Genomic DNA, 10,306 nt, shown 5'->3' with positions numbered 1-10,306 from the left:
CTCCTGCCGCGTCTGTCGGATCAGTTGGTCAATCAGCTATTTCGGCTGCTGCTTGTACTGCTGGCGATTTACATGATCTGGCGTGGACTACAGGGCTGAGTGAGCGGTTAGCGGCTAGTCGAGGGATGACCTTGTCATTGCCCTTCGTTGACAATCCGCTCCTGATACTCCCGCTCGGTCATGAGGTCTTGCGTGCTCTCCACGCGATCGAGAAATACAATGCCGTCGAGGTGGTCGAGTTCGTGCTGGAAAATGCGGGCGACAAAATCGGTCAGTTCTTGCGTGTGCCGCTTGCCGTCGCGTCCAATGTACTCGACCTCGATCGCCTGATGTCTCGGCACCTGTCCGCGAATGCCCGGAATGCTGAGGCAGCCCTCCCAGCCTTTCACCGACTCATCCGAGTGCACCAAAATTTGAGGGTTAATCATGGCGGTTGGCTCCATATCTGGCGCGGTTGGGTAGCGTGGGTTTGGGCGCGACGCCACAATGAACAGCCGCTGCGATCGCGCTACTTGAGGAGCCGCAATGCCAACGCCGTTCGCGTGCTTGACCGTCAGCATCAAATCATCGATCAGGGTTTGAACGCGATCGTCCATTACATTCAAAATTGCGTCGGCTTTGTGACGCAGGATTGGATTGCCTAACTCAATCACTTCTAGCAGTTCTGCCATCGCTCAGATTCGATAAGAGATACCTCCTCACTCTAAAATCTCCACAAAGAAATGGCTAGCCTCACGATGGAAGCTAGCCAAGCAACTGGAGTCATCTCACAACCCAGTCGGTAGACGCAAACTTATTCGTTCTGAGCGGTTTGAGTCGGCAGCGCTTCTGGACGCACCGCCAAGTTTACAGTTTGTCCATTCCGCTTCACTTCAACTTGCAGAGATCCGCCCAACGCGCTACTTTCCACTGCTCGCTGCACGTCGTCTGCTGTATTCATCTGCTGACCAGCAATACGGGCAACAATGTCACCGGGTCGGATGCCAGCCTTTGCCGCAGGCGAGTTGCGAATCACACCGTACACCAAGACGCCGCGATCGTCCTGAACCGTAATGTTGCTATCGGGGTCCTCGTTGATCTGCCGCTTCAGCTCTGGAGTCAGGGTCGTCATCCGAATACCCAGATAGGGGTGATCGACCCGCCCTTTGGCAATTAGCTGATCGGCAATTCGCTGCGCGGTGTTAATCGGAATCGCAAAGCCCAACCCCTGAGCCCCACCGATGATTGCCGTGTTCATACCAACCACTTCGCCGCGCTGGTTTAGCAGCGGACCACCAGAGTTGCCGGGGTTAATCGCAGCATCGGTTTGAATAAAGCTGACGCGCTTATCCGGCACGCGCACTTGAGAGCTAGAACGACCCGTTGCGCTAATGATCCCCACCGTTACCGTATTGTCGAGTCCAAGCGGGTTGCCGATCGCGATCGCCCACTCGCCCGGTCGCAACTGGTCAGAGTTGCCCAAGCTGACGGCAGGCAAATTCGTTGCCTCTACTTTTACAACGGCGACATCGGTGACGGTGTCTGCACCCAGCACGCGACCACGCATTTCACGTCCATCGATCATGACCGCTACCGTATCGGCACCGTCCACTACATGGGCATTCGTCAAAATCAAGCCGTCAGATTTGATGATAAATCCCGATCCGGTTCCCCGCTCAACTCTGGAGGACGGAGGGGGAGCATCGCCAAAAAACTGGCGGAAGAACGGATCTCGTGGTGCGCGCGCGCGCACCGTCCGCGACGAGTTGATTCGCACCACGGCGGGACCTGTACGATCGACCGCGTTGACCACAAAATTAGGATCGCCGGAGGAGAGAATGCCGCTGCTGCGGTTGGGAGCCTGCGCCTGCGCCACCAACGGCTGCGTTACGGTCTGCTCAGTCGGTGCAGCTTCCGACGAGAGCCAGCGATCGCCCATGACAGCGGTTCCTGCCCCAATCAGCGGCAGCATCAAAAAAATCGCTGGCTTCTTCCATGAGAATTTACGAGTACCGTTTTTGTCAGTTGGAGTCTTCATAGGATACGTTGCGTGGTCGTTGAAGGGTGAAGAGAGGAATGAGAGGCGGGGTTATGTGAAGAACGCTATCAGCCTGTCCTTACAGCTTGGGAGCCATTGGATGCCTGCTTACCGAATCGTCGATCGCCCGGACGATCAACCGCGAGGCGCTGACGGGAAGCGATGGCTAACTTAGCTTGATATATCTCAGTTTAAGTATGCAATATGACATTGCGGTAGCACCTGCATTTCACAGATATGAAGATTTCTAGTTTCTAGAAGACGCATCCGGACGTCTTTTTGCTCCCGTCTGGTCGGACAACGCTGGCTCGTGGCGATGCTGCTTCTAAGAACCACCATCGCTGCATAAGTGATTCCAATCAGACATGTAGATTAGCAGCAAGGCTTGATGTCCACTGACACTTCTTACAGTGTGCAACCGTGAGCCGTGTCTCTACTGAATACCAGTAACCACCAGTCGCAAGCGGCTAATTTTGGCTTCTCAATTAAGCGAACGATCGACTAGCTACTGATGCATCCATATAGACCCTGACAGATGTTCTCGCTGTTGGCTTCTACCGAACGACGGGAACACTAGGCAAGCATTTTAATCACATCAAATCACGCAACCACGCAATCAGGACACTACTATGCCAACCGTTCTTAAATCGCTCAGTGCTACTAACTTAAAGCGCAAACCGATCCAATCCTCTGAGCTATCCGATGATCAGAAGCAGCCGATCGACGGTGGCAAAGAATTTGAGCTTCACTCCTTCAGCCTTGAGCGCGATCACCTGCGCGTTGCGTTTGCGAAAGATCTATTCAAGGGCTACAACACCTGGTATGCCTTTGGCAAGCATGTTCAAATCATCAAAGACGGAGCCGTTGTATTTCCAAGACCTAAGCCCAAAACGGTCAAGCTGCCCATTCCCTACAAGTCGCAGCTAGACAACCAAGAAAATCCCACTGGCTCCTGCAATGTCACCTCGCTGGCAATGTGTCTAACGTTTCTGGGTGCACGACGCAAGCAGTCGCGCGGGCAATTTGAGGACGAACTCTACCAGTACGCTGAGGACTACGGCTTAAGTCGGCATGACCCACACGATCTGGCAACGATCGTCGAGCGCTACGGGTGCCGCGATGATTTTCGAGCGAATGCCACGATCGAGCAGGTGCAAGACTGGCTTTGCGAGGGCAAGCCGATCGTCATCCACGGCTACTTCACCTCGTTTGGTCATATTGTGGTGATTACCGGATTTGATGAGTCCGGCTTTATTGTCCATGATCCCTACGGCGAGTGGACTCCCTACGGCTACCGCACCGACCTCAGTGGGCAATCCGTTCGCTACTCCTACAGCATGATTAAAAATCTCTGCATCCCGGACGGTAACTTTTGGGTGCATTTTATCAGCAAGAAGTGAACGCGCAACTCGTGATTCGCTTCCCTACCGCGCCCAGTAGATTACGTACTTCTCCAGCACGACGAAAAAGCCGTAGAGCGCGATTCCCAGGACGGCAAGCACAAGCAACCCCGCAAACGCCAGCGGCACATCAAAGTTTGAGCTTGCCGCCACAATCAAATAGCCCATGCCGCCGTTTGAGGCAACCGACTCGGAAATCACAGAGCCAACAAAGGCAAACGACGCTGCAATCTTCAGCGAGGCGAACAGGTAGGGCAGCGTATGGGGCCAGCCAACCTTCTGGAACACTTCCAAGTTAGACGCGCCCATGGATCGCAGCACGTCCTTCATTTCCGGCTCCACCGTATCCAAGCCCAGCGCAACGTTAACGGCGATCGGGAAGAACGCCAGCAAAAACGCCGTCAGCGTCGCAGGAATCTCGTTCGCACCGAACCAGACTGCCAGCAGCGGCACCAGTGCCACTTTAGGGATGGTATTAAAGCCAACCAGCAGCGGGTAGAGAGTCAGGTAGGCAAGACGAGAGTAGCCAATCAAAAAGCCAAGAAAGACGCCTGTGACGATCGCCACGAAAAATCCGAGCAGCGTTGTGAACAGCGTCCGTCCTGCGTTTACCAGAAGTTGCGGCTGGTACTGGACAACTGCCTGAGCAACACTCGTTGGAGGTGGCAAGTTGAACTCCGGAATCTTAAACAGAATCACCGCCAGTTCCCAGACTACAAACACAAGCACCGTCGCCACAAATGGGAGAACGAAGCCAGCGGTTTTTGAATTGATAAACTTCTTAAACCGATCGTTTGCATCTTTCATGGTGCGTTCCCCAGCAGTGGTTGATAATTAGTGATTGGTTGCCAGTTACTGATGATTTGTTTGCGCATTTTTACCCGTTATTCAATGCGGCGCTAAGGCTAAATACTAGAAACTAATCACTAATAACTGAACCCTAGGCACCATTCACTTAACTGCGATGAATATGCCGACGAATATCAGCAACCAAATGATTAAACTCGTCGGTCAAGTACATATCCAAGGTGCGAGGACGCGGCAGGTTAATTTGCAGGGTGTGAATAATCGAACTCGGTCGCGGACTCATCACGTAGACGGTATCCGAGAGAAACACGGCTTCGCGCAAGTCGTGCGTGATCAAAAGGCCAACGCACTTTGCCCTCATCCAGAGGTTTTGCAGCATCACCCACATTTCTTCCCGCGTGAATGCATCTAGCGCTCCGAACGGCTCATCCAGCAGCAAAATTTCCGGCTGGTGAATCAGGGCGCGACACAGCGATGCCCGCTGCCGCATGCCACCAGACAGCTGCCAGGGCAATTGCTTCTGAAAATCTTGTAGACCCACGGTTTCCAATAGGTCTTGCGCCATCTGAGTGAACTGCGGCAATTTCTGCCTGAACTCGCGCTTATAGGGCTGCACCACTTCTAACGGCAGCAGCACGTTATTCAGCGTGTTTCGCCACGGCAACAGCACCGGATTTTGAAACGCAATCCCCACGTTCTTCAAGGGTTTGTGAATGCGATCGCCGCGCAGCCGAATTTCGCCGATCGGTGCTGGACTTAACCCAGAAATCATCCGCAGAATGGACGTTTTGCCGCAGCCGCTTGGACCGACGAATGAAACGAACTCGCTGGGTTGAATCGACAGCGAAATCTCTTCAATAATCCGGCGTGGTTTGCCGTCCACCTGATATTGCAAGCCAACGCGATCGAACTCCAGCAGCGGCGTACCCGTCGGGATTAGGTCCGTGGAGGTTGGGTCGGTCAAAGGTCGAACCATGACTTCCTGAGTGCAGGTGGACAGCAAAAAATTAGATACCGTCACAACATTAGAGGTCAAAGGAACCTGGCTTTGTATCGCGGGTTACTCTTTGCCGCTTCCCACACTGATCGATTAGAAGCGGTTGGACAAGTGCCACACGCATCCTCGGTAGATGAACGGCTAATAGGTCCGAGGTAGTCGTTAATGCGCTTTCGTCATGCCCCACTGGTCTAGCAAAAACGCATATTCAAAAGCAATTTCCTTGAGGCGCTCATACCGTCCCGATGCGCCACCGTGCCCTGCGCCCATGTGGGTTTTTAGCAGCAGTACGTTGCTATCTGTCTTTAAGTCGCGTAGCTTTGCGGTCCATTTGGCAGGCTCCCAGTAGGCAACGCGCGGATCGTTCAAACCGCCCGTAATCAGCAGAGCAGGATAGTCTTTCGCCTCGACATTATCGTACGGCGAGTAGGACTTCATGTAGTCGTAGAAGGTTTTGTCGTTGGGGTTGCCCCACTCCTCCCATTCTGTTGCCGAAAGGGGAAGCGATGTATCCAAAATTGTCGTGACTACGTCTACAAACGGCACTTGAGCGAGCGCCGTTTTGAACAAATCCGGACGCAAATTGACCACAGCACCCACCAATAGCCCACCAGCACTGCCACCAGAAATGGCGAGGCGATCGGGCGAAGTCCACTGCTGCTGAATTAGATACTCAGCGCAGGCGATAAAGTCCATGAAGGTATTTTTCTTTTGCAAAAATTTGCCGTCCTCGTACCACTTGCGCCCCATTTCTGAGCCGCCGCGGATGTGCGCGATCGCCATAATGACACCACGATCCAACAGCGACAGGCGAGTGGAAGAGAACGAGTCGGGGTAGTCAACACCGTAGGAGCCGTAGCCCGTCATCAGCAGCGGATTGGTCCCGGTCGTCCCAACGCCTTTTTTGTACACGAGGGACAGTGGAATCTGGGTGCCATCCGATGCCGTCGCGTGCAGCCGTTCGGTCACGTATTGAGTGCGATCGTAGCCGCCGAGCACGGGAGTTTCTTTTTTCAGCTCGCGCTCTTGCGTGTCTAAGTTGTAGTCAAAGATCGACGGCGGCGTGATCAGCGACGTGTAGCTGAAGCGCAGCGTTTGCGTGTGAAACTCTGGATTTCCGGCTTCATCGACTTCGTAGCTGGGTTCTGGAAAGGCGATCGAGTGTTCGTCTCCGCTAGACAGCTTGCGGACGCGAACCGTCGGCAATCCGGATTTTCGCTCGTAAATGATTAAATGGTCCACAAATGCGCTGACGTCAGACAGCAGCACATCGGGCCGATGGGGAATGACCGTCTCCCAATTCTCTAATTGTGGTGCGCTGACAGGCGCTTTTACGAGCTTGAAGTTGAGAGCGTCCTCATTGGTAACGATGTAAAACAGGTCTCTGTGATGCTCGACGCTGTACTCAACCCCAACTGTGCGCGGACGAATCACGCGAAACTCACCGGTAGGCTGATTGGCATCCAGGTAGTGCACTTCCGACGTAATCTTGCTGCCCAGACTCAGCAGCAGGTACGCTTCGCTGCGAGTTTTGCCCACGCCAAGAAAATAGGAATCATCCGGTTCGTGGTAAATCAGGACATCGGCAGTTACCGGCTGCCCCAGCGTGTGACGAAACAGCTTAAACGGGCGATGGGCAGCATCCACTTGCGTGTAGAAAACCGTTTGGCTGTCGTTGCCCCAGGCAAACGAGTAGTAGGTATCGGGGATGCTTTCGGAGTCGTGCTGTCCGGTGGTCAAATCCAAGAAATACAGCGTGTACGACTCGCCTCCCGTCGTGTCTACCGAGTATGCCAGCAGTTGGTGGTTGGGGCTGACTTGGAACGTGCCGATCGCAAAATACTCATGCTCCTCTGCCAGTTGGTTTTGGTCCAGCAGTACCTCTTCTGGCGCATCTAGGCTGCCTCGCTTGCGGCAGTGAATGGGGTAGGCTTTACCCGCCTCCGTGCGTGAGTAGTAATAGTAGTCGTCTTTGCGAACGGGCACCGAGAGGTCAGTTTCTTGAATCCGCGCCAGCATCTCATCGTACAGGGCGGCTTGCAGCGGCTCCGTCTGCTGCATCATCGCGTCAGTGTAATTGTTCTCGGCTTCCAGGTAGTCAATCACGGCTGGATCGTCCCGATCGCGCATCCAAAAGTAATCGTCCACTCGTTCATCGCCGTGAAGAGAATGCACGTGGGGACGTTTCTCCGCAACAGGTGGTGTAGTGGTCGTTGAGGGATGAGCGTTGGAAGGCACCATAACTTGACTGTGTTTAAATTTTTGAGTTTGGGGGGGCAGCCGCGATTGGTCGCAAAGCGTTCCTAAATTTTAGTGGTGCGGATGATGGTTTCGTCAGTCGATCGCAGAATGCCCCGGTGCAGCCTACACTCCCAACTCAAAAACCGATCCGCTCACCCTGCCCAAACCTTCTCCAGCACCGTTTGTGGCGAGATGTCTGCCATTTGTCCCGTGAGCGATTTAATGCCGACAAAACGATCGTCCTGGGGCAGCAGCTTCTGCGGGTCAGTTGGACCAAACAGTGCCAGCGTATAGGTTTGCACGGCGACCGCTAGATGCATAGGGGCACTGTCCGTACACAGCATCAAATTGGCTCCGGCAATCATAGCTGTTAGCTTGCCAACATCCTTTGGCATCGTCACTTTCAGCTTCGGGTTTGCCTCCACTAGCGCTTGGACAAACTCGGCGTCTTCTGGTCCCTGCACTACCACGATCGGCAGGTCTGGCTGCCGACGATTGAAGTCCTGAATAATACCGCTCCAGCTTTCGACCGGATAGATCTTATTGATGCCTTTGTCCTTGGCAAGCTGGCTCGACCCACCATGAATCAGAACGTAGTCCTGATTGCCCAATCGCTTGCGTTCAGATTCTGCCCAGTCGAGATCCTTCGCAGGGACGCTGACTGCCAGTGGAGGACAGGGTGTATTAATGTCTAATCCCTTGAGCAAATCGTGGTACATCGCGGCAGCGTACTGGTTCTGGTTCAGCGGCACTGGATTGGTTAGTAGCGATTGCCCACTGCCGCCTGCGTAGCCGATGCGGGTCGGAATTCCGGTCAGCCACAGCAGAAATCGAACGCTCCAGCGCTGTCCCAGCGTCAGGGCAATATCGTACTCGCGATCGCGGATGATTCCCAGCAGGTTACCGAAATCCGCCAGGCTGTTTCGCCCTTTGAAATCAAACGGAATCGTTTCATTCACCGACTTGCTCACGCGATAGGCATCCCTTGCCCTAGGTTCAACCACCACATCAATTTGCGCATCAGAATAGGACTGCTTCAAATCGTCCAGGGTCGGAAAGAATAGGATTTGATCGCCAATTCCACCAGGAACAAGGGCTATGATTCGCATAGTAAATTTTCTTTACGTTAACTCGCTCTTATTTTAGGGGAAGATCCGAGAAAGTTCGGCGTTTTGCCCGTTACCCTGTGGCAGATTTGCGAGCAGGGACAAAGAGCTAAGAGTTAGCGAAGTCTCTCCTACTCCCATTTCCCACTCCCCCAAAAACCATCGTGTATCTGCTTATTCCTGCTGCTGGATCTGGTCGTCGTATGGACAATGAGTGGCTGCGTCAGGGCAAACCCCAGCGCAACAAGCTGCTGCTGCCGCTCCTAGGAAAGCCGCTGCTGGCGTGGACTCTTGCGGCAGCCAAAGCCTCTCAGACGGTTCGCTGGGTCGGGCTGATTGGACAACCGTCCGACTGGGCGGACCTGAAGGAAATCGTGTCTAGCGTGGGCATGACGAAGATGGTTCACTTCATTCCGGGTGGTGCGACGCGGCAGGAGTCAGTGTACAACGGTTTGCGCGGATTGCCCTCGATCGCAGAGCGGGTTTTGATCCACGATGGGGCGCGCAGTTTGGCAACTCCAGCCTTGTTCGATCGCTGCACCGCTGAACTCCAGCACTGCTCCGGGCTTGTCGCCGCGATCCCGGTAAAGGACACCATTAAAGTTGTGGATTCTACAACGCAGATGATTCGCAGCACGCCCGATCGCCGCCAGCTTTGGGCAGCACAAACGCCTCAGGGCTTCGAGGTGGAGCGCTTGCTGCAGTGCCACGAGCGGGGTCATCGCGAGGGATGGGAAGTCACGGACGATGCGGCGCTATTTGAGCGGTGTGGCTTGCCCGTCAAAATCGTCGAAGGCGAGGAAACGAATCTGAAAGTGACAACGCCGATCGACTTGGCGATCGCAGAGTTCGTTCTGCGGCAGAGGCTGGGAGAGAGTTGAGCGTGAATTTTAATCTATGAATCTTAATCATGGATCAGCGGTTCCTCCAACCTTGCGTGGCAAGCTCTTCGTGACATGGGAGCAGCGCGACTGCCAATCGTGCAAATCCAAAGAGTTTTGGACCTAACCCAGCTACGAAAAGGTAGCTCCTGACAAAGCTGGCATCTCGAATATTGCCTATCCGTGAGCCTCAGGTAATTCACAGCTGAGAACTGCCGCCGGAGTTGCGCTTGGTTTGGCGATGTAGAAGCCTTGCACAAATGTTGCACCCCGATCGCGCAGCCAGCACAGTTCTTCCTCAGACTCAATCCCTTCTGCCACCGTGAGGATCTCCAATCGCTGGGCAATTTCCAGAATCTTCTCGGTGATTAGCGCTTTGTAGGTGTCCTGATGAACGTTTCGGATGAGATCCATGTCCAGCTTCAGCAAATCGGGACGAATTTGATGCAGCAGGTTGAGGCTAGAATAGCCCGCGCCAAAATCATCCAGCGCCACCTTAAATCCAGAGTTGCGGTAGTACGTCAGAATCGACTGAAGGTGGTTTTGGTCCTGAGACTGGTCGGACTCCACCACCTCAAAAACAATGGACTCGTGGGGGATGCCCGCGTCGTCGATCGTCTGCACGGTGGTCTGCAAACAAGAAACGGGGTCGTAAATTGCGCTCGGTGAGAAGTTGATAAAAATGCGATCGGTAATGCCGTGATGACTTGCCTGCTGAATCGCAGTGCGCCGAGCGGCTAAATCCAGTTGGGCAAGCAGTCCCGCATCGTCTGCTAGCTCAAAGATGCGACCTGGCATAATGAGCTTGCCCTGCTCATCGAGTCCGCGCAGCAGCGCCTCGTAGCCAAATACTTTCG

At 54.1% G+C, this 10,306-nt stretch carries 9 protein-coding genes; 2 read left to right on the top strand and 7 right to left on the bottom strand.

All coding sequences use genetic code 11. From position 1 onward, the window contains the following. Nucleotides 1–134: 134 nt before the first annotated feature. The gene (gene def / locus H6F43_RS20425) at nucleotides 135–671 is read right to left on the bottom strand and encodes a peptide deformylase (RefSeq protein WP_190344919.1); all 537 of its coding nucleotides are present in this window, start codon (nucleotides 669–671) and stop codon (nucleotides 135–137) included. 122 nt (nucleotides 672–793) lie between these two features. Continuing rightward, entirely contained in the window at nucleotides 794–2,017 is a 1,224-nt protein-coding gene (locus tag H6F43_RS20420; protein ID WP_190344917.1) for an HhoA/HhoB/HtrA family serine endopeptidase, read from the bottom strand. Between the two features lie 629 nt (nucleotides 2,018–2,646). Between H6F43_RS20420 and H6F43_RS20415 the strand changes: the two genes are divergently transcribed. Then, nucleotides 2,647–3,417 (top strand): C39 family peptidase, encoded by a 771-nt coding sequence (locus H6F43_RS20415; RefSeq protein ID WP_190344915.1) that lies wholly within the window; start codon nucleotides 2,647–2,649, stop codon nucleotides 3,415–3,417. 24 nt (nucleotides 3,418–3,441) lie between these two features. Here the strand turns inward: H6F43_RS20415 and H6F43_RS20410 are convergent, their stop codons facing one another. From H6F43_RS20410 to H6F43_RS20395, 4 genes are all read right to left on the bottom strand, one after another. Continuing rightward, complete coding sequence (locus H6F43_RS20410) at nucleotides 3,442–4,224, bottom strand: ABC transporter permease (protein WP_190344913.1); 783 nt, start codon at nucleotides 4,222–4,224, stop codon at nucleotides 3,442–3,444. Nucleotides 4,225–4,372: 148 nt separating this feature from the next. After that, nucleotides 4,373–5,200: an ABC transporter ATP-binding protein gene (locus H6F43_RS20405; protein ID WP_190344911.1), complete on the bottom strand. Its 828-nt coding sequence runs from the start codon at nucleotides 5,198–5,200 to the stop codon at nucleotides 4,373–4,375. Nucleotides 5,201–5,383: 183 nt separating this feature from the next. Beyond that, nucleotides 5,384–7,462 (bottom strand): S9 family peptidase, encoded by a 2,079-nt coding sequence (locus tag H6F43_RS20400; RefSeq protein WP_190344909.1) that lies wholly within the window; start codon nucleotides 7,460–7,462, stop codon nucleotides 5,384–5,386. 152 nt (nucleotides 7,463–7,614) lie between these two features. Next, complete coding sequence (locus H6F43_RS20395) at nucleotides 7,615–8,571, bottom strand: glycosyltransferase family 9 protein (RefSeq protein WP_190344907.1); 957 nt, start codon at nucleotides 8,569–8,571, stop codon at nucleotides 7,615–7,617. Nucleotides 8,572–8,732: 161 nt separating this feature from the next. Here H6F43_RS20395 and ispD point away from each other — a divergent pair, with 161 nt between their 5' ends. Next, nucleotides 8,733–9,449 carry a 2-C-methyl-D-erythritol 4-phosphate cytidylyltransferase gene (ispD, locus tag H6F43_RS20390; protein ID WP_190344905.1) on the top strand — a complete coding sequence of 239 codons (717 nt, stop codon included), beginning with the start codon at nucleotides 8,733–8,735 and terminating at the stop codon, nucleotides 9,447–9,449. 177 nt (nucleotides 9,450–9,626) lie between these two features. On the opposite strand, the gene H6F43_RS20385 is transcribed toward ispD, so the two are convergent. Then, nucleotides 9,627–10,306 (bottom strand): EAL domain-containing protein (locus tag H6F43_RS20385; RefSeq protein ID WP_190344903.1); only part of this gene is annotated, 680 nt, incomplete at its 5' end.

The organism is Leptolyngbya sp. FACHB-36 (assembly GCF_014695955.1).
GTDB lineage: Bacteria > Cyanobacteriota > Cyanobacteriia > Leptolyngbyales > Leptolyngbyaceae > FACHB-36.
Note: the sequence above shows the minus strand (reverse complement) of the source record. Positions and strands in the feature narration are given on the sequence as shown.